This window comes from Rhodococcus sp. 27YEA6, from assembly GCF_044908235.1.
GTDB classification, from domain to species: Bacteria; Actinomycetota; Actinomycetes; order Mycobacteriales; family Mycobacteriaceae; genus Rhodococcus_F; species Rhodococcus_F qingshengii.
Map to the genome: position 1 here is coordinate 597332 of NZ_JBIYCY010000002.1, position 19975 is coordinate 617306.

The window sequence follows — 19975 nt, forward strand, 5'->3', positions numbered from 1 at the left end:
CCCGGCCGCCGCTACCGTGGACGACATGAGCATCCCGAGTCTGAAACTGAACAACGGCGTCGACATCCCAGCGCTTGGCTTCGGCGTGTACCAGACGCCGCCGGACGAAACACTCGCCGCCGTCGAGTCCGCGCTGTCGACGGGTTATCGCCATATCGACACTGCCGCGGCCTACGGCAACGAGAAGGGCGTCGGTGAGGCGATCCGGCGATCCGGACTCGATCGCGCGGACATCTTCGTCGAGACGAAGGTCTGGATCACCGACTACGGATACGACGAGACTCTGCATGCCTTCGACAAGAGCGCAGGCAAACTCGGTGTCGAACAACTCGACCTCCTGATCCTCCATCAGGCGTTGCCGAGCGAGTTCGAGCGCACGATCGACGCGTACAGGGCGTTGGAAACGCTTCTGGCCGACGGCAAGGTCCGCGCCATCGGAGTCAGTAACTTCATGCCGGATCACCTCACCCGACTCCTGGACGCAACGTCCGTGGTGCCGGCGGTCAACCAGATCGAGGTTCATCCGTACTTCAGGCAGTCGACTTTGCTCGAGGCCGACGCCGATCACGGGATTCTGTCTCAGGCATGGTCACCGATCGGCGGAATCACGTTCTACCGCGACGGCTCCCACGGCTCGACCCTCGAGGACGCCACCATCGGCGCCATCGCGACCGCTCACGGCAAGTCGCCTGCACAGGTGATGCTGCGCTGGCACCTCCAGCAGGGCCGCCAGGTGATCCCCAAGTCGGTGACTCCCTCGCGGATCGCGGAGAACTTCGACGTGTTCGACTTCGAACTCACCGCCGAAGAACTCTCCGCAATCGACGCACTCGACACCGGAGTTCGCGGCGGTCCCGAACCCGAGGTCATCACCCGCGAGAAGTTCGGAATCGATATTCCCGAAGCCTGAACCCGGCAGCTTGAACAACACAGCAGCCCCAGTGATCTAGCTGGCGCTCCACCCGCCGTCGATGGTGTACGAAGCCCCCGTCACCATCGACGCCTCGGGCGATGCCAGCCACCCCACCAGCGATGCCACTTCCGCGGGCTCGACCATCCGTTTGATCGCGCTCTCAGTGAGCATCACCTTCTCGACAACCTCGGATTCACTGATTCCGTGAACCTTTGCCTGGTCGGAGATCTGGGATCGCACGAGTGGTGTCAGGACGTAGCCCGGATTGACACAGTTACTGGTGACACCGTGTGGGGCACCTTCGAGCGCAACAACTTTCGACAGCCCTTCGAGTCCGTGCTTTGCCGTGACGTACGCACTCTTGAATGCCGAAGCGCGGAGCCCGTGGACCGAGGAAATGTTCACGATGCGTCCGAATCCTTTGCGGTACATGTACGGCAGGGCCGCTCTGACCAGGAGGAACGGCGCTTCGACCATGAGGCGTTGAATCTTCCGGAAGTCCTCGACGTCGAAATCCTCGATGGGACTGACCCGTTGAATGCCGGCGTTGTTGACAAGTATGTCCGTCTCGAGTGCCAGATCCACGAGTTGGTCGGTGTCGAGGAGATCGACGGCCCACGCAGTGCCGTCGATCTCGTCGGCCAGCGCCTTCGCAGCGACGTCGTCGAGATCAGCGACGGTGACGTGGGCGCCGCGGGCGGCAAGGAGTCGAGCACACGCCTCGCCGATACCGCTGGCACCACCGGTGACCAGTGCCGTTTTGCCGGAGAGCGTCATGCGGAAACACCGGCCCGCTCGTCGGCGAGCACTCGTGCGTCGGCGGCATCGACGGACTCGAGCGAGATTCCCTTGGTCTCCCGCGCGAAAACGACTGCGACGATGGTGACCAGGGATGCCAACAGGAGATAGATCGCGATGGGGACCGAGGAGTCGAACTTGCTCAGCAGTCCGGTCGCGATGATCGGAGCCAGTGAACCTGCCACGATCGACGTGACCTGATATCCCAGGGAGACACCGGAATAGCGCATCCGGGTCGGGAACATCTCGGCCATGATCGCGGGTTGGCCGGCGTACATGAACGCGTGGAACACAAGCCCGATGATGATTGCCGACAAGATGACTGCATTGTGCCCGCTGTTCATCATCGGAAAGGCGAAGAATCCCCATGTTCCGGCGGTGACGGCGCCGATCATGTACACCGGGCGTCGACCGATCGTGTCGGACAGTTTGCCCACCAACGGAATCACTGCGAAGTGCACGGCATGTGCCATCAGCATCCACCAGAGGATGTGCGCCGTGTCCGCATGAACGACGACCTTGAGGTAGGTGATCGAGAAGGTCACCACGAGGTAGTACATGACGTTTTCGGCGAAACGCAGGCCCATCGCGGTCAACACTCCGCGCGGGTAACGCTTGACCACCTCGAAAACGCTGTACGAGGTTGCCTTGACCAGTTCTGCTTCCTTCTGCGCCGCAATGAAAATGGGAGCGTCGGTGACCTTGGTCCGAACGTAGTACCCGACCAGAACGATCACCGCGGAGAGCCAGAAGGCAACGCGCCAGCCCCAACTCATGAAGGATTCGTCCGAGAGCGTCGACGTCAGGATCAACAGCACGACAGTGGCCACCAGGTTGCCCATCGGCACGCCGGCCTGAGGCCAGGACGACCAGAACCCGCGAGATCGATTCGGGCTGTGCTCGGCGACAAGGAGTACCGCCCCACCCCATTCGCCGCCGACAGCAAATCCTTGGATGAAGCGCAGCGTGACCAGCAGTGCCGGCGCCCAGTAGCCGATCTGACCGTAGGTCGGTAGGCAGCCCATCAGGAAGGTCGCGGCACCGACCAGCAGCAAACTGAACTGCAACAACTGCTTCCGGCCGAACTTGTCTCCGAAATATCCGAAGACGATTCCGCCGAGTGGCCGGGCGGCGAATCCGACGGCGTAGGTGATGAAAGCCGCGATGATCGCATCCAGCTCGTTGCCGCCGCCAGGAAAGAAGACTTTGCTGAAGACCAGCGTGGCCGCCGTGCCGTACAGAAAGAACTCGTACCACTCGACCACGGTGCCCGCCATCGAGGCGCCGACCACCTTCTTCAGCCCCGATGGTGGGGCTTGGCTCTCGGGTTTCGGCATGTTGTCGACGCTCATCGTGGACTCCCTCGTCTTCAGTTCGCGATTCGCCTGCTCTTCACGATCAGGAATGTGACCGCTCGCACATTTTTTGTGACTCGATGAGTATCGGTGCAGATTCTTGGCACGACAATGACAAATCTCGCACCATACAGGTGCAAAAATGCAGATATGACACTCGGACTGAGCCCGGACGACCTACTGGTGCTTCTCGCGGTCGGTCGCACCGGCCGCTTCAACACCGCCGCCGACGACCTGGGCCTCAACCACACCACCATTTCGCGCCGCATCGCCTCGCTCGAGAAGAGCCTCGGCGGCCGTGTACTGGTCCGCTCGTCCGGCGGCTGGGAGTTGACCGACCTGGGCAGACAAGCCCTCAGCGCGGCCGAGCGCATCGAGGCCGCGGTGAACGAACTGGCACTCGACTCCACCGGTCAGCAGCAACTCGACGGCGTCGTGCGGGTCTCGGCCACCGACGGCTTCAGCGCATACATCGCGGCCCCCGCCGGCGCAGCGGTTCGCAGACGCCATCCTCGCGTGAGCGTGGAGATAGTCGTCGCGACCAGAAAGGCGTCGCAGATACGCTCGGGGCTCGACATCGAGGTTGTTGTCGGCAAACCTCAAGTTCACCGCGCCGAGGCCGTCCATCTGGCCGACTACGCGCTGGGTTTGTACGCCTCCCGAGAGTATCTACGTCAGAATGCAGTGCCCGAAAGTGCCGAAGAGCTGGCCGAACACTCGCTCGTGTATTTCATCGACTCGATGCTGCAGGTCGACGAACTCGATCTGGCCCGCAAGCTCACGGTTTCCATGCGCGAGGCCGTCACGTCCACCAACGTGTTCGTCCACATCGAGGCAACGCGCGCGGGTGCCGGCATCGGCCTGCTCCCCTGCTTCATGGCCGAGCAGCACGACGATCTGATTCGCGTGCTGCCGGCTCACATCGAAGTCAGACTTTCGTACTGGTTGGTGGCTCGTTCTGAATCCTTGCGCCGACCGGAAGTCGCAGCGGTGGTGACGGCACTTCGAGAGACGGTGGATCGCAAGCGATCTCAACTCCTCGGCTCTCCCGGGGCGAACGAAGCGCTCAGTCCAGAGTCGAACGATGCTGGACGATGACCTTGCGCGCCAACTCGGCGATCTTGACGTTCATGTTCTGCGAGGTTCGCACCAGAATGTCGAAGGCCTCGTCGTCGGACACCCGATGCAATGCCATCAGCAGACCGACGGCCTGACCGATTTCGCGACTGCTCGCCAGACCTCGCCGCAGCGAGTCGGCATCCTCTCCTCGGTTCAGCGCGGTGACGGCCACGGATGCAAACGATGCCAACATGATCGCGTGGTCGGCAACAGTTTCCGTGAATGCTCCCGGAGTGTCGGAGAAGAGGTTGAGGGCACCGAACTTCTGACGATCGACCATCAGTCGGAACCCCATCGAGCCACGAATGGGTGTCTCTGCCACTACTTTCCGAGCGAACTCGGGCCACTGATTCGGAGTGCGAAGATCTGACTCGAGCTGCGGCGCCTCCGTGTCGAGGGCGTCGATGCACGGCCCCTCACCAGTCGCACGTTCGAGATCGTCTGCATGCTCGGCGATCTCGTCGCTTGCCGCTACCGTGACGTTGGTGTTTCCCCGTCGCAGCATCAGGCTTGCGTGATCGCAACCGGGAATCAACTCGACAGCCGCCGAACAGATCGCGGAGTACACCTCGGCGCTGTCTGCGGCGGAGTAGAGGATCTCCGCCAACGCCGCGAACACTGCCGTGGGTTCTGTCAGTGCTTGGTCGCGCTCAGCCATCTCCATACACCTCGGGGTCTACCGTTCATCGAATTCTTCACCGAACGGTACAAACCTTACTTACTCGAGCGGATGGGGTCGCCGCCGCTCGCCGATTCCCGCCCGTCCGTCCCCTGAAAAGCTTCCGTAGCCGCGCGGTGATGCAGAGCCGTGACGGTGGTGATCTGCTTGGACACCAGGTCGTTGAGCTCGCGGTACTGCTCCTCCGTCTCCCCGGCCGGAATGTCTCTCAGGACCTCCCACATCGCACTCTTGCCGCACAGAGCGGTCCGCATGATCTCGAGAGTTGCCAGCTTCACGAGACGGTTGCGCCAGATGGCGTCGACATGGACGAGGCGCCTGATCCGATTGACCGTCGCGTCGATCTTGGAGTACCGCGGCAGAGATATGCCCTGGGTGTCCTCGATCAGTTGCAGCAGCTGCTCGATCTCGTACTCGAGCTCACCCGGCAACGAGTCCAGCTCACCGTCGGCCCACGCGCCGTACGAGTCCGAGAGTGACCGCGAGAGTTGCAGCCCTACCATCGCTCCGCACAGGTGAGTGACCAGATAAGCAGTGGCTATGTGTTCCTCAGCAGATCTCGACCGACTACCGAACATTGGGATCCTCCTGGGCGACGCTCGACCGGTCTGTGCTGACACGGGTGGTGATTCGACATCCGCCTACCCGCGACAGACCGAGAACAAACGACGGGCGACTCAGACCCGATCCGGCACCACGACGACGGGTTCGAGGATCTCGGCCCGAGACTCCGGCGCTGCGGCGCGCAAGGCGTCGGCCGACTCGTCGTCCGGCTGGGTCTGCGACTCGATCTCCGCTTCGACGCGCGCTCGGTACGTGTCGACCTCGCGCTCGACGGTGGCGGCATCCCAACCGAGAATCGGGGCAACCAATCCGGCAACCTGTTGCGCACAGTTGACACCACGATGCGGGTACTCGATTGCGATGCGCATGCGGCGAGCCAGGATGTCGTCGAGGTGCAATGCACCCTCGGCCGCGGCGGCGTACACAGCCTCGACCTGAAGGTAATCGGGGGCATCTGTGATGGGCTGCAACAACTCCGGCGTCTGTCGGCCGAGTTCGAGGACCTCCGTGATGAGTGAACCGTAGCGGTCGAGCAAGTGCTTGACGCGATACGGATGCAAGCCGTACTGCTCGCCCAGTTGCACAGTCTGATTGATCAACGCGAAGTATCCGTCGGAGCCGACGAGCGGCACCTTCTCCGTGATCGACGATGCCACTCGCGCCGGAATGTCTTCTGCTGCGACGTCGACGGCGTCTTCCGCCATGACCCGATACGTCGTGTACTTTCCACCGGCGATGGCGACCAGGCCTGGAGCCACACGGGCAACGGCGTGCTCGCGCGAGAGCTTCGACGTCTCGTCGCTCTCACCGGCAAGCAGCGGACGCAGGCCTGCGTAGACACCGTCGATGTCGGCGTGCGTCAGCGGCGTGACCAGAACGGAGTTCACGTGGCCGAGGATGTAGTCGATATCTGCTTTGGTTGCCGCTGGGTGAGCGAGATCCAAGTTCCAGTCGGTGTCCGTGGTGCCGATGATCCAGTGACTGCCCCACGGAATGACGAACAGCACCGATTTCTCGGTACGCAGGATGATGGCGGCTTCACTGACGATGCGATCGCGCGGGACGACGATGTGTACGCCCTTCGACGCTCGCACCCGGAACCGTCCGCGCTGACGTGAGAGGGCCTGGATTTCGTCCGTCCAGACACCGGTTGCATTGATGACGACGTGACCCTTGACCTCCGCGGTACGGCCGTCTTCGCAGTCGCGAACACGAACTCCCGAGACCCGGTCCGCTTCACGCAGAAATCCCACGACCTGCGTCGACGTTCGGACGACCGCGCCGTAGTGGGCGGCGGTCCGTGCAACGGTCATGGTGTGCCGAGCGTCGTCGACGACGGTGTCGTAGTACTGGATGCCACCGGTCAGTGAACTGCGCTTGAGGCTCGGCGACATGCGCAGTGCGCCCGCCCGCGTCAAGTGCTTCTGGGAGGGGACCGACTTGGCGCCGCCCATTCGGTCGTAGAGGAAGATTCCCGCGGCCATGTACGGGCGCTCCCACACGCGGTGAGCCAGAGGGAACAGGAACTTCAGCGGCTTGACCAGGTGCGGAGCGAGCGTGGTCAGCGAGAGCTCGCGCTCACGCAATGCTTCACGAACGAGGCCGAATTCGAGTTGCTCGAGATAGCGGAGACCGCCGTGGAACATCTTCGACGAGCGACTGGACGTACCGGATGCGTAGTCACGGGCCTCGACCAACGCAACCTTCAGCCCGCGGGTGGCCGCATCGAGGGCCGCTCCGACACCGACGACACCACCGCCCACCACGACGACGTCGAATTGCTCGGTCTGAAGTTGTTCCCAAGCAGCTTCGCGCTGCTGCGGGCCGAGAAACTGCGCACCTTGCTGCTTACTCAACCCGGTCTCCTGTAAGTCGACGACGAATCCGTTTACAGGCTAGTAGCTTGATCCACATACTGCGACAGCGCACGGATTACTGCGAACACGCCCGAACCTAGGAGCACAGTGAATCAATACATCGCCGCCATCGACCAAGGCACGACGTCGAGCCGCTGCATGATCTTCGATCACGACGGCGCCGTGGTGAGCGTTGCGCAGAAAGAACACGAGCAGATTTTCCCGCGAGCAGGTTGGGTCGAGCACGATCCGGCGGCGCTGTGGATCAACACTCGGGAGGTGGTGGCCGGCGCTCTCGCGAAGGTCGATCTCACGCGGGCCGACATCGCTGCCGTCGGAATCACGAATCAGCGTGAGACGACCGTCGTTTGGGAGCGTTCGACGGGTGAGCCGATCTACAACGCGATCGTGTGGCAGGACACGCGCACGGATCAACTGTGTGTCGAACTGGGCGGCGACGAGGGTCCGGACAAGTATCGAGACAAGACCGGACTACCACTCTCGACCTACTTCGCCGGGCCGAAGATCCGCTGGATTCTCGACAACGTCGACGGTGCGAAAGCAAAAGCGGAGGCCGGCGAATTGTGCTTCGGCACTGTCGACACGTGGATCGTGTGGAACCTGACCGAGGGCGTCCACGTGACAGATGTCACCAATGCGTCACGCACGATGCTGATGGATCTCGAGACCCTCCAGTGGGACGAATCGATCTGTGCGGACTTCGGAATCCCGATGTCGATGCTCCCGGAAATCCGTAGTTCCTCAGAGGTCTACGGCACAGGACGTCCACGCGGCAATCTCGCCGGTGTGCCGGTCGCCGGAATCCTCGGTGACCAGCAGGCAGCCACATTCGGCCAGGCCTGCCTCTCCGAGGGTGAAGCCAAGAACACCTACGGCACCGGCAATTTCATGCTTCTCAATACGGGCACGAAGCCGGTGCACAGCAAGCACGGACTACTGACGACCGTCTGCTACAAACTCGGCGAAGCCCCAGCCGTGTACGCACTCGAAGGTTCCGTCGCCGTGACGGGTTCCTTGGTCCAGTGGCTTCGAGACAATCTCGGAATCATTCAGAACGCCAAGGACATCGAGCCGCTCGCCGCAAGTGTCGACGACAACGGCGGCGCCTACTTCGTGCCCGCGTTCTCCGGGCTGTTCGCACCTCGGTGGCGACCGGATGCCCGGGGTGTCATCGTCGGTCTGACGCGGTTCGTCAACAAGGGACACCTGGCCCGCGCAGCGCTCGAGGCGACGGCATACCAGACCCGCGAGGTCATCGACGCCATGCGAGCGGATTCGGGAGTCGAACTGTCCGCACTGAAGGTCGACGGCGGCATGGTGGTCAACGAAACCCTGATGCAGTTCCAGTCGGACATCCTCGGAGTTCCCGTCATCCGCCCGGTGGTCAACGAAACGACAGCTCTCGGTGCTGCATACGCAGCGGGCCTCGCCATCGGTTATTGGGCCGACACCGAAGACATCCGCAACAACTGGGCCGTCGGCCAAACCTGGGAACCGGCGATGGACGAGTCCGAAAGGTCACGGCTGTACGCGGAGTGGAACAAGGCCGTCGAGCGGACGTACAACTGGTCCGAGTAATCACCCCGATCCTTCCATACCGGAAGAGCTGATCATGGTCGCCTATTGATACTCCTGAGGTATCAATAGGCGACCAAGTTGGTATTGGACGTGACCTACACCACTCTGCGAATCTCATTCAGGCACGCCACGTTTCGGCGCCGCGAATGTTGCAGAGAAAGGTCGCCACGCATGAGTTCACCCACTCGCAGTTCCGAGGAGATCAACGCCAAGGCGCGAAGAGCCGGTATCGCTTCGTTCATCGGAACCACTATCGAGTGGTACGACTTCTACATCTACGGCACTGCCGCTGCCCTGGTATTCGGCGACATCTTCTTCTCCGACACTCTCCCGAACGGAGTCGGAACTCTCCTCGCCTTCATCACACTCTGGGCAGGCTTCCTCGCCAGGCCGATCGGCGGGATCATCTTCGGTCACCTCGGCGACCGGATCGGACGCAAGAACACTCTCGTCATCACCTTGATGATGATGGGTGTCGCCACGGTAGGCATCGGACTCCTCCCCACCTACGCACAGGTCGGGATCTGGGCGCCGATCGGTCTGGTCACCCTTCGCGTCATCCAAGGAGTCGCGGTCGGTGGCGAGTGGGGCGGCGCAGTGCTCATTGCCAGCGAGAATGCACCGAAGGGCAAGAGCATCCTCTACTCCGCGTTCGCCCAACAGGGCTCACCCGCCGGAAATCTGTTGGCCACCATCGCGTTCTTCCTTCTGTCCTCGATGCCGACGCCGTCGTTCCTCCTGTACGGATGGCGCATCCCGTTCATCATCTCGGCGGTGCTGGTCATTCTCGGGATGATCATTCGCCTCAAACTCGAAGAGTCGGACGAGATGAAGGCCGTTCTCGCACGCAAGAAGGTCGTCAAGCTTCCGCTCGCCGAAGTCTTGCGCAAGCACTGGGTACTGGTTCTCCTCGGCGCCGGCGCACTCCCCCTCGCCCAGGTCACCTATTTCAAGAACACCTTCGCATTGTCCTGGGCTACAAAAGAACTCGGATACGATCGAGGAACCTTCCTGGCCGCCATCGCGATCGCGCTCGTCGTGCAGTTCATCGTCCAACCTTTCGGTGCCGTCCTGGTCTCCAAGATCGACATGCGAAAAGCCATGTGCCTGATGGTGATACCGGAGTTCGTCCTCATGCCCGCCATGTTCTTCGCGATCCGAACCGGGAACTTCACCATCGCAGTCGTCGCGATGTGTCTGGCCACGATCCCGCACTCGATGTTCTACGGCGCCATCGCCGGCGTTCTCGCTCGGGCCTTCCCCGCCAACATCCGTTACACCGGTCTGTCGACGGCGTACCAATTGTGTTCCCTTGTCGTCGGCGGCGGAACTCCCGTACTGGCGCAGTGGATGCTCAACACGTCAGGCAATATCGTCGGGGTCGCGATCGTATCCGGGCTGTACGCCCTTGTCTCGCTGATCTGCACCCTGCTCCTGCTCCGACGTACCGGCTACAACGCGGGCGAACTCTCGACGGCCGAACAAGCGGACTACGACGAACTCGAACTCGAAAACACTCTTGTCGATATTGCGAACTCGCCGAAGTCCGAAGCGGGTGAGATTCCTACCGGTCGGGCAACCGTCTAGGCCAGGGACGGCAGCGCCTGCTCGGACAATTTCAACACTTCGAGAAGAGCAGGTCTGTCGTCTCCCTCTCGCCAGGCGATACGCAGTTGAAGAGGAGGAGGTGGGTCCATGACCGGAACAAAGACAACATCAGGATTCACGATGCTCTGGGCCACCGAGGAAATGGTCAACGAGCATCCGATTTCCGCGGACACCAGCGCGATCAACGACATCGAATCCGGTGCCGTCTGCACGATGCGAGCCAGGAACCCTGCGTTCTTCGAGGCAGTGAGCAGAGACTCCCGCAGAATCGAACCTGGCTCCGCCGGAAGCGTCACCCAATTCTCGGACTCCAATTCGATCAACCGAACCGAGTCCCTCGACGCCAACGGGTGGTCTTTGGACATGGCCACCAGAAAGTTCTCCTCGGCGATCAATCTCGACGTGATCCCGAGCGGCGGTACGGTCCACCGCACCATCCCGATGTCGAGTCGTCGATCGAGCAGCATCAACAACGCCTCGTTCGCGAAAGCAGAACTGTCGAGCACGAATTCGATACCGGGATTGGTCTTTCTCACCAATTTCGCCCACCGCCCGACGAGCAGATGCGAAGAAGTCCCCGCGAAACCCAGGCGAACGCGACCTGTCGTTCCCTTGCCTGCCGCAGACACCGCGATCTCGGCCATCCGGCACGCGTCCAGAATCTCGCGCGCCGGAAGCAGCAGCGCTTCACCGGCAGCAGTGAGCCGCACAGTTCGAGTGCTCCGATCGAACAACGGCGAACCGAGCTGTTTCTCGAATTGCCTGATCGTTCGACTCAGCGGCGGTTGCGCAATCCGAAGCCGCTGCGCCGCACGGCCGAAATGTAGCTCCTCAGCCACCGCGAGAAATGCGTTGATCTGATGAATTTCCACCCGACATTGTTGCGCCACACCGGCCGAACATGTCAAGTTCCGAAACCGACCGAGTGCGCGAAAGAACAAGAAGAGGTACACACGTGGACAAGACCCTCTCGATGAAAGAGGCCGTCGGCCGATACGTCGAAGACGGGATGACCGTTGCGCTGGAGGGATTTTCGCATCTCATTCCTTTTGCCGCGGCACACGAGATCATCCGGCAGGGCAGAAAGGACCTCACGCTCTGCCGGATGACGCCGGACATCGTTTCCGATCAACTCGTCGCCGCCGGCTGCGTCCGAAAGCTGGTTGCCTCGTTCTTCGCCAGCGGCTCCGCAGGTTCTCTGTACGAGTTACGCAGACGCATCGAGAACCAGGACCCGCTCCCCCTCGAAGTCGAGGAATACAGTCATTACGGCATGGTGTGCCGGTATCAGGCGGGAGCGGCCAGGCTTCCCTTCTTCCCGCTGCGGTCGTACGCCGGTAGTGATCTACCCGCACTCAACCCACAACTGAGACTCGTCGAGGATCCGTACGGCGGCGGGAGCGTCTACGTTGTGCCGCCGTTGAATCCGGATGTGACGATCATCGGCGCACAGCGAGCGGACACGTCCGGGAACGCACAGATCTGGGGCATCGCCGGGGTGCAGCAAGAAGCCGTTTACGCCGCGAAGAAGGCGATCGTCGTTGTGGAAGAGCTGGTCGACGACGAGGTCATCAGGTCAGATCCGAGCCGAACTCTGATTCCCTCGCATGCAGTCGACGCGGTTGTCGTCTGCCCGCGCGGCGCGCACCCGTCGTACGCACAGGGATACTACGACCGCGATTGCGGCTTCTACCGACGCTGGACCGAGATTTCCAAAGACCCTTCGTTGCTGAGAAATTGGCTCGACGAATGGGTGTACACACTCGGCGATCACGACGAATATCTCGCCAAGCTCGGAGCTGACTACTGGTCGGATCTCGAGGTCGGATCAAAACTCTCCACACCTGTCGACTACGGGAGCAGACTGTGACCACCACGATTGTCAGCGGTAACACCACCTCCACCGAAACGATCGTCGCCGTCGCGGCACGCGAGTTGGCGGGTAAGCGCCGGGTCTTCGCCGGAGTCGGGCTCCCCACGCTCGCAGTCGATCTCGCGCGCCACACGTCGAATCCGGACGTAGAACTGATCTACGAATCCGGAGTGTGCGGCGCGCATCCGTCGGCGATGGCCGAAGGTATCGCCGACTCCGTCGTGGTCTCCGGCGCCGAATCCGTGCTCAGTATGGCCGCACTCTTCGGTTATGTCCTGCAAGGTGGCAACGTCGACGTCGGTTTTCTCGGGGCCGCTCAAATCGATCGAACGGGAAGCCTGAACACAAGTTTCATCGGTGACTGGAAGAACCCGACGGTCAGACTGCCCGGCGCAGGCGGGGCCGTCGAGATCATCGCGAACGCGGCCGAGATCTTCGTCGTGATGCGTCGCCACGACCTCAGTTCCTTTCCGGCCGCGCTCGACTTCTGCACCTCACCCAGCCCCGCCCGCGCCCACGCCAGCGGAAAGGGCATCATGCCGGCAGGTGCAGGGGTGACAAAGGTGTTCACCAACCTCGGTGTCCTGACACACCAGGGCCCCGGCGGCGAGTTGGAGCTGACCAGTGTCCACGAAGGCATCTCGGTCGATCAGGTGCGAGAGGCGACGGGATGGGATCTGGCCGTCGCCGACCACGTCACCGTCACCACCCCGCCGTCCGGTACGGAGATCGATCTGCTCCGCAACACTATCGACAAAGTCAGGCTGTACCTGCGGTGACACTGTCCCGGAGCCTGCCGACGGCGTCGACCAGCACCGCTTCGGGATACGTCGCGAAACACAGTCGAGCGCTTCGACCAAGGTCCGCTTCGACCGCGAAGGCCGAACCTGGGACAAATGCCACGCCATGCGCGAGCGCGGCACCCAGGAGTTCGGTGGTGTCGACGTCGTCGAGGAAATCCATCCAACAGAACATCCCGCCGCGGACCTCGGAAAAGCGTGCACGCCCACTCAATTCCGTCTCGGCGGCCGTGACCAACGCCTTCGCCCTCGCGCCGTACCCCGCTCGAAGCACGTCGAGATGCGCGTCGAACCATTCGACGTCGGAGAAGAGGTCTGCGGCGATCTGCTGGGTGAGCGAAGACCCGCACAGGTCAGCGCCTTGCTTGATCAGTTCGACCGCCTCGCAGACCTTTCGGTCGCCGTGCAGCCAGCCGACGCGCAGCGCCGGTGCCAACACTTTGGAAGCACTGGACAGCCGAATCACCCTGTCCGACAACGCCGCCAGCGGTGCGGGCGGTTTCTCGCCGAAGTACAGTTCGCCGTACGGGTCGTCCTCGAGAACCCAGAACCCGTATCGGTCCGCCAGTGCCGCCAAGTGCGCTCGCCGCTGCGCCGAAAGCACCGCGCCGCGCGGGTTGTGGAAATTGCTCACGGTGTGAACAACTTTGGGCCGAAGACCGGCGTCGAGTTTCGCTTCGAGCGCGTCGGTGTCCATTCCGTCCTCGTCGAGCTGGACGGGAACGAGACGGGCCTGCGCCGTTCGAAAGACCTGCAGCGCACCGGTATATGCCGGTTCCTCCACGACCACGACGTCACCGGCGTCGAGGAGGACCTGCGCGAGCAAGCTCAAACCTTGCTGAGAACCGTGGGTGATCACGACTTCGGACACGTCGAGTGTCCGCCCGATCTTGGATGATTCGCGCTCGGCGATCACCTCACGGAGGCGCAGCAGGCCGGAGGTCTCGCCGTACTGAACGGACGAGGGGTCACCGAGTGCGTCGTGGGCTGCCTTCGAGATTCGCTCCCGCGGAATGAAATCGGGATCGGGCAGTCCGCCGGCCAAGCTGATGACGTCGGGCCGGGCAGTCAGGGTGAGCAGATCGCGAATTGCAGAACTACGGAGTCCGTCCATGCGAGCGGACAGCGCGGCGTGTGTCATATGAAGCTCCCAGGCACGCAGAATGAAGGTCAGAGGAAAAACACCCTGAGCCGTCCTGGGTCAACGGGGCGGGAGAGCGCCGAGATACCGACCCTTGATTCGGTCGGTATCTCGACTATCCCACCAATACTTCAGTATATGAAACAGAGTTCCCACATTGTAAGAAGACTCTGGTCGGTTGTCAGTCCAGGTCGTCGTGACGCATGAGCTGACGAGCAGCCTCGGTGATCGATCCGGTCAGCGACGGGTACACCGAGAACGTCTGCGCCAGGTCGTTGACCGTCAGGTTGTTCTGTACGGCGATCGCGATCGGCAGGATCAGTTCCGAAGCAGTGGGTGCGACCACAACACCGCCGATGACCACGCCGGTAGCCGGGCGGCAGAAAATCTTCACGAATCCGCGACGCAAACCGGACATCTTGGCGCGCGGGTTGGTGTTGAGCGGCAACATGACGGTGCGCGCAGGCACCTCTCCGTTGTCGATCGCTGCCTGCGAAACACCCACCGTTGCAATTTCGGGGCGTGTGAAGACGGCCGACGCGACGGTCTTCAACTTGATCGGGCTGACGCCTTCACCCAGTGCGTGGTACATCGCGATACGTCCCTGCATCGCAGCCACCGACGCGAGCGGGAGCAGTCCGGTGCAGTCACCGGCAGCGTAGATACCGGAAACCGTGGTGCGCGAGACCCGGTCGACACGCAGGTATCCACCCTTGTCCAACTCGATGCCGACCCGCTCCAGGCCGAGACCGTTGGTGTTGGGGACGGAACCGACGGTCATCAGAGCGTGGCTTCCTTCGACCGTGCGGCCGTCGGAGAGCTTGACGACGATGCCCTTCTCGGTGCGCTCGACGGCGTCCGCGCGGGCGTGCTTGACGAGGGTGACACCGCGCTCGGCGAGGGCGTCCTCGAGCACGAGCGCCGCATCGGCATCCTCGCCGGGCAGAACACGGTCGCGACTGGACACGAGCGTGACCTTGACGCCCATCTCGGTGTACGCGGAGACGAACTCGGCACCGGTGACACCGGAACCGACCACGACCAGGTGCTCGGGAAGCTCGTCCAAGTCGTAGAGCTGGCGCCACGTCATGATTCGCTCACCGTCGGGCTCGGCTCCCGGGATGATGCGGGGGCTGGCGCCGGTGGCGATCAACACGACGTCTGCGTCGATGGTCTTCTGCTCGCCGCTTCCGAGCGTCGCGCGAACCTGGTGTGCTGCCATGCCGAGGAGTGGATCGGTCAGTTCGGCGGTGCCGGAGAGAACCTCGACGCCTACCGTCTGCAACCGTGCGCGAATGTCCGAGGACTGGGACAATGCGAGACTCTTGACTCGGGAGTGGATCTTCGGCAGTGACACCGAAGCCTGCTCCGGATCCAGAGTGATGCCGAGGTCGGATGCACGACGCATGTCGGTGCGGATTCCGGTGGACGCGATGAACGTCTTCGACGGGACACAGTCGAACAGCACACACGCACCGCCGACGCCGTCCGAATCGACCAGGGTGACCGTGGCCCCGTGCTGCGCGGCTACCAGTGCCGCCTCGTAGCCGGCGGGTCCGCCACCGATGATCACGATCCGGGTCATGTGTCCTCCAAGTCCTCGCGTGGCCGGCAGGGGTCTCCCGTCGACCAGTGTCACGCTATTCGAGCACCACGTGTCGCGCAGTGCTTGTACCAGATTACTTGCGTCCGGTGGTCCGCTTCGCCACACCCTCGGACCACGGTTTAGGCTTGCGCCCGTGTCGATTTATGCCGCCTACGGTTCCAACATGCATCCCGAGCAGATGTTGTTGCGCTGCCCACACTCCCCCATGTCCGGGACAGGGTGGCTGCGAGGCTGGCGCCTGACCTTCAGCGGCGAGGACCTCGGCTGGGAGGGTGCTCTCGCCACCGTGGTCGAAGATCCCGATTCCAGTGTTTTCGTGGTGCTCTACGACGTCCCGGAAGAGGACGAAGTGAGTCTGGACCGCTGGGAAGGTGCCGAACTGGGTCTGCACCGCAAGATCCGCGTGCGGGTCGACACCGCCGGCGACGCGGTACTTGCGTGGCTCTACGTCATGGATGCGTACGAAGGCGGGCTGCCGTCGGCCCGCTACATCGGTGTGATGGCCGACGCTGCCGAGATTGCCGGAGCGCCGGCCGAGTACGTACGAGAGTTGCGGACGAGAAACAGCCGCAATGTCGGTCCGGGTAACGGTGTTACCGATTAGATAGCTGTCCTGCTCAAAGCAGCAGGAAATACGCGAGCACTGCCAGTGCTGCGAGCACCACCACAACCGTCACGCCGATGAGCACACGCTTGGAACCGCGCGACTCCGATTCGCCTGCGACAACTGCAGTTTCCGGCTCGGCGGTCGCCACCCCGGCAGCGGTTTCTGCCGCCACCTTCTCGCGTCCCAGGGTGTCGAACACCTCGGTCACGTCGTGTGAAGGCGGCAATCCGATCGGCACGATAGTGTGCGACGTCGAGGTGAATCCGGCAGCCAGAATTGCGGCTCCCAGCGCAGCCGACTGCTCAGGTCCGGGACCGAGTTCACATCTGACACCGAGCTTTTCGGCAATCCCGGCCGCTATGGACATCATGGCCGCTTTGTCTGTCGCCGGTTCGCCGTCACCGGTGACGACTACGGCGTCCAGGTTCTCCGGCATCCAACCGAACGCACCCAGAGCCGTCGCGAGGCGTGAACTCGGCGAACTCCCGTCGCCGGCAAAGCCGAATGCACGGCCGGCCGCGACACCAGAACGCACGAGGGTGACCGCTGCCCCGGTGTCGTCCACGTGATAGATGCCGATGAGCGTGCCGGCGAGTGCCGCGATTTCCGACTCGAACCACGCCGACACGGCCTCGGCATCCGAGACGAGTGTGACCCGTTCGAGGCCCGCGTAGACCAGCGAATCCTGCATGAGGGCCGCTGTCGACGAGTCCCAGCGTGACGGGTAGGTCGCGACGATGTCGGGCGCTCCCCCGCTTCGACCACCACGATCGGGCAGCGGCTCGCATTCCTGCAACAGACAGCGAATCGAGGTCGCCACCAAATCCTCGGCGCGGTAACGAGTATCGGCAGTTCCCGCGACGCCACTCGGGTCCCCGACGCGACCGACAAAGCCCGACCAGCTCTCGGCGAACTCACGGCCGGCACCCAGTTGCTCGGTGCCACCGAGCACCGTCGTTCCGTCCTTGCGTTGATTGAGGATCGTGTCCCGAACCAATACCACCGGATCGGCCGAACCCGGATCGTTCGACGCAACGACAGCCGTCGACACCAATGTGCCGATTCGCACTCCCACACCTATGGACATGCCCGTACCTTCACTCGAACGACACGAAAAACGGTACCCCCGACGGGAACCGGAACTATCCCAGAACCAGGCTCGTCAGAACCTTCACACCGACGCCGAGTGCTCGCTCGTCGAGATCGAAAGTGGGTTGGTGGATGTCGAGCTGATCGCCCTCACCCGACCACACGCCGAGCCGCGCCATGGCACCCGGCACGGTTTCGAGGTACCACGAAAAGTCTTCGCCACCACCGGATTGCGGGGTGTCCGCCAAAGCATCTTGTCCGACGGTCGCGATGGCGTCCTCGAACATCCGAGTGGACACCTCGTCGTTGACGACCGGAGGCACTCCGCGACGATAGTTGAGTTGGTAGCGAACTCCGGTGGGTGCGAGCAGTCCGTGGACGATTTCTTCCACGAGCGGTTCGAGCAACTCCCAGGTGTCGTGATCGCCGGTACGTACCGTGCCCGTCATCATGCCGGTCTGCGGAATCGCGTTGGGCGCCTGACCTGCGCTGACCGCGCCCCACACCATGACGGTTCCGGTACGCGGATCGATACGACGGCTGAGCATTCCCGGCAGCCCGGTCACGACGGTGCCGAGCGCGTAGATCAGATCCGTGGTCAAATGCGGCCGCGACGTGTGCCCACCCGGAGAGTCGAGGACGACCTCGATCGTGTCGGCAGCAGAGGTGATCGCGCCCAGGCGCATTCCGACCTGGCCTGCCTCGAGTCGCGGATCGCAGTGCAGAGCAAAGATTCTGGACACACCGTCGAGCGCGCCCGCGGCGATGACGTCGAGTGCTCCGCCAGGCATGACTTCCTCGGCGGGCTGGAATATCAGCCGAACCCCGACGGGAAGTTCGGGCAGCGTGGCCAGAGCCAGTCCGGCGCCGAGCAAGATGGTGGTGTGGGCGTCGTGCCCGCATGCATGGGACACACCGGGGACCGTGGACGAGTACGTCGCCCCGGTCGCTTCCTGCATCGGCAAAGCGTCCATGTCGGCGCGCAGTGCGATTCGTGGACCCTCCGGTCCGATATCGCACGTGAGACCGGTGCCACCGGGAAGGATCTTCGGCGACAATCCAGCGGCAGTGAGGCGGGTGGCGACGAATTCGGTGGTCGCGTATTCGCGGCGAGCCAACTCCGGGTTGGCATGGATGTGTCGACGCCACGCGACGAGGTCGTCGGTGTGCGCGTGAATCCACGTGTCGATTGCCGCGTTCACCGGCGATCTACCCCTTCCAACAGACGGGCGCGTTGTTCTGGATCGGACGCTACCCGGACAGCAGTGCGGGCCAACGCAATTGCACCGTCGACTACCGCTCGATCTGCGGAGGTGGTGATACACGCAGCCGCGAACTCCGGCTGATGTGTCACTGCCCCCGATGAATCCAAGCCTATGACCGGGTGAATTCCCGGAATCACATTGGTCACATTACCCATATCCGTACTACCCAGTGGACGGGAGCGCTCCCATTCCGCTGCCAGTGGCACCCGCCCGAGATCGACGATCTGTTCACGGTACGCCGCCGCCAGCCACGGATCGGGGGTCAACTCGGTGTAAGTAGGCGATACCGTGCGGATTTCGTGGGTGCACCCGGTGCCGAGTGCACCCGAGGCGAAGCACGCGTCGGCACGCTCGGACAGATTGGCCAACGACGCGGCCGTTTCGGCACGCAGGTAGTAGAGCAATTCGGACCGAGCCGGAACGATGTTGGGAGCCGTGCCGCCGTCACTGACGATTCCGTGAATCTGCTGACCTGGCTGCAGGTGCTGACGCAACAGTCCGACCGCCACCTGAGCGAGCGTCGCTGCGTCGGCGGCGTTACGCCCGAATTCCGGCGCAGCAGACGCATGCGCCTCGCGACCGTGATAGCTCACGGCGATGTCCGCCAAGGCCAGCGAGGTCGCACCGATGATGTCGATCGGCCCTGGATGAACCATCATGGCGGCGCCGACGCCGTCGAAGGCACCACGCTCGAGCATCAGGACCTTGCCGCCACCGGTTTCCTCAGCCGGAGTACCGATCACTCGGATGGTGATCCCCAGTTCGTCGGCCACGGTAGCCAACGCGATGCCGGCCCCGACCGCGGCGGCGGCAATGATGTTGTGCCCACAGGCATGACCGATCTCGGGCAGCGCGTCGTACTCGGCGCAGATCGCGATGACCAACTCTCCGCTGCCGTAGGTGGCATCGAAAGCCGTCGGCAGATCGACGATCCCGCGAGTGACCGCGAAACCGTGCTGCGCCAGCAGGTCCGACACTTTGGCAGCGCTGCGGAACTCCTCGAAGGCGAGTTCCGGGTCGCTGTGAATCGAATGCGACAGCGCAATCAGATCGGCCTCTACGGACCTGACTGCGCTGTCGACATTCTGGTTCACGCGATCATT

General features: G+C 62.8%; 18 protein-coding genes. 7 read left to right on the forward strand and 11 right to left on the reverse strand.

Translation table 11 applies throughout. The features are described 5' to 3' along the window. The first annotated feature begins 25 nt into the window (after positions 1–25). Positions 26–910 carry an aldo/keto reductase gene (locus tag ABH939_RS09215; protein WP_217018668.1) on the forward strand — a complete coding sequence of 295 codons (885 nt, stop codon included), beginning with the start codon at positions 26–28 and terminating at the stop codon, positions 908–910. 36 nt (positions 911–946) lie between these two features. Here ABH939_RS09215 and ABH939_RS09220 read toward each other — a convergent pair whose 3' ends face one another. Both ABH939_RS09220 and ABH939_RS09225 read right to left on the reverse strand, forming a co-directional pair. Then, positions 947–1690, reverse strand: a complete 744-nt coding sequence (locus ABH939_RS09220; protein WP_165638229.1) for a 3-hydroxybutyrate dehydrogenase — start codon at positions 1688–1690, stop codon at positions 947–949. Further along, entirely contained in the window at positions 1687–3063 is a 1377-nt protein-coding gene (locus ABH939_RS09225) for an MFS transporter (RefSeq protein ID WP_003940819.1), read from the reverse strand. Before ABH939_RS09225 ends, ABH939_RS09220 begins: the two co-directional genes overlap by 4 nt. Positions 3064–3216: 153 nt before the next feature. Between ABH939_RS09225 and ABH939_RS09230 the strand changes: the two genes are divergently transcribed. Next, on the forward strand, positions 3217–4164 hold the full coding sequence (locus ABH939_RS09230; protein ID WP_042922131.1) for a LysR family transcriptional regulator: 948 nt from the start codon (positions 3217–3219) through the stop codon (positions 4162–4164). On the opposite strand, the gene ABH939_RS09235 is transcribed toward ABH939_RS09230, so the two are convergent. The 3 genes from ABH939_RS09235 to ABH939_RS09245 all read right to left on the reverse strand — a co-directional run bounded on the left by ABH939_RS09235 (position 4133) and on the right by ABH939_RS09245 (position 7284). After that, positions 4133–4849, reverse strand: a complete 717-nt coding sequence (locus ABH939_RS09235; protein ID WP_003940742.1) for a GAF and ANTAR domain-containing protein — start codon at positions 4847–4849, stop codon at positions 4133–4135. The genes ABH939_RS09230 and ABH939_RS09235 overlap by 32 nt on opposite strands. Before the next feature lie 50 nt (positions 4850–4899). Further along, a complete protein-coding gene (locus tag ABH939_RS09240) occupies positions 4900–5367 on the reverse strand; it encodes a hypothetical protein (protein ID WP_228232568.1) in 468 nt (155 codons plus the stop codon). Positions 5368–5541: 174 nt separating this feature from the next. Beyond that, positions 5542–7284 carry a glycerol-3-phosphate dehydrogenase/oxidase gene (locus ABH939_RS09245; RefSeq protein WP_404649567.1) on the reverse strand — a complete coding sequence of 581 codons (1743 nt, stop codon included), beginning with the start codon at positions 7282–7284 and terminating at the stop codon, positions 5542–5544. A gap of 108 nt (positions 7285–7392) precedes the next feature. On the opposite strand from ABH939_RS09245, the gene glpK reads away from it, so the two are divergent. Next, positions 7393–8883: a glycerol kinase GlpK gene (gene glpK, locus ABH939_RS09250; RefSeq protein WP_058039065.1), complete on the forward strand. Its 1491-nt coding sequence runs from the start codon at positions 7393–7395 to the stop codon at positions 8881–8883. A 171-nt stretch (positions 8884–9054) separates the two neighbouring features. Continuing rightward, positions 9055–10470 (forward strand): MFS transporter, encoded by a 1416-nt coding sequence (locus ABH939_RS09255; RefSeq protein WP_042449618.1) that lies wholly within the window; start codon positions 9055–9057, stop codon positions 10468–10470. Here ABH939_RS09255 and ABH939_RS09260 read toward each other — a convergent pair. Beyond that, positions 10467–11363 carry a LysR substrate-binding domain-containing protein gene (locus ABH939_RS09260; protein ID WP_030535055.1) on the reverse strand — a complete coding sequence of 299 codons (897 nt, stop codon included), beginning with the start codon at positions 11361–11363 and terminating at the stop codon, positions 10467–10469. The genes ABH939_RS09255 and ABH939_RS09260 overlap by 4 nt on opposite strands. An 83-nt stretch (positions 11364–11446) precedes the next feature. Here ABH939_RS09260 and ABH939_RS09265 point away from each other — a divergent pair, with 83 nt between their 5' ends. Next, positions 11447–12361, forward strand: a complete 915-nt coding sequence (locus ABH939_RS09265; RefSeq protein ID WP_003940930.1) for a CoA transferase subunit A — start codon at positions 11447–11449, stop codon at positions 12359–12361. Next, complete coding sequence (locus ABH939_RS09270) at positions 12358–13143, forward strand: 3-oxoadipate--succinyl-CoA transferase subunit B (protein ID WP_003940707.1); 786 nt, start codon at positions 12358–12360, stop codon at positions 13141–13143. Before ABH939_RS09265 ends, ABH939_RS09270 begins: the two co-directional genes overlap by 4 nt. Here ABH939_RS09270 and ABH939_RS09275 read toward each other — a convergent pair. Further along, positions 13124–14305, reverse strand: coding sequence for a PLP-dependent aminotransferase family protein (locus ABH939_RS09275; protein WP_007727308.1), 1182 nt, complete (start codon positions 14303–14305; stop codon positions 13124–13126). The genes ABH939_RS09270 and ABH939_RS09275 overlap by 20 nt on opposite strands. A gap of 181 nt (positions 14306–14486) precedes the next feature. Then, positions 14487–15890, reverse strand: a complete 1404-nt coding sequence (locus ABH939_RS09280; protein WP_003940987.1) for an NAD(P)H-quinone dehydrogenase — start codon at positions 15888–15890, stop codon at positions 14487–14489. Positions 15891–16044: 154 nt separating this feature from the next. Here ABH939_RS09280 and ABH939_RS09285 point away from each other — a divergent pair, with 154 nt between their 5' ends. Then, positions 16045–16515, forward strand: a complete 471-nt coding sequence (locus ABH939_RS09285; protein WP_003940753.1) for a gamma-glutamylcyclotransferase — start codon at positions 16045–16047, stop codon at positions 16513–16515. A 13-nt stretch (positions 16516–16528) separates the two neighbouring features. Here the strand turns inward: ABH939_RS09285 and ABH939_RS09290 are convergent, their stop codons facing one another. The 3 genes from ABH939_RS09290 to ABH939_RS09300 are packed head-to-tail and all read right to left on the reverse strand — an operon-like array spanning position 16529 to position 19966. After that, the gene (locus ABH939_RS09290) at positions 16529–17605 is read right to left on the reverse strand and encodes a hypothetical protein (RefSeq protein WP_030535059.1); all 1077 of its coding nucleotides are present in this window, start codon (positions 17603–17605) and stop codon (positions 16529–16531) included. Positions 17606–17660: 55 nt separating this feature from the next. Next, positions 17661–18809, reverse strand: a complete 1149-nt coding sequence (locus ABH939_RS09295) for a M20 family metallopeptidase (protein WP_003940741.1) — start codon at positions 18807–18809, stop codon at positions 17661–17663. Further along, a complete protein-coding gene (locus tag ABH939_RS09300) occupies positions 18806–19966 on the reverse strand; it encodes a M20 family metallopeptidase (RefSeq protein WP_083057788.1) in 1161 nt (386 codons plus the stop codon). The genes ABH939_RS09295 and ABH939_RS09300 overlap by 4 nt, the downstream gene beginning before the upstream one ends. Positions 19967–19975: the final 9 nt, after the last annotated feature.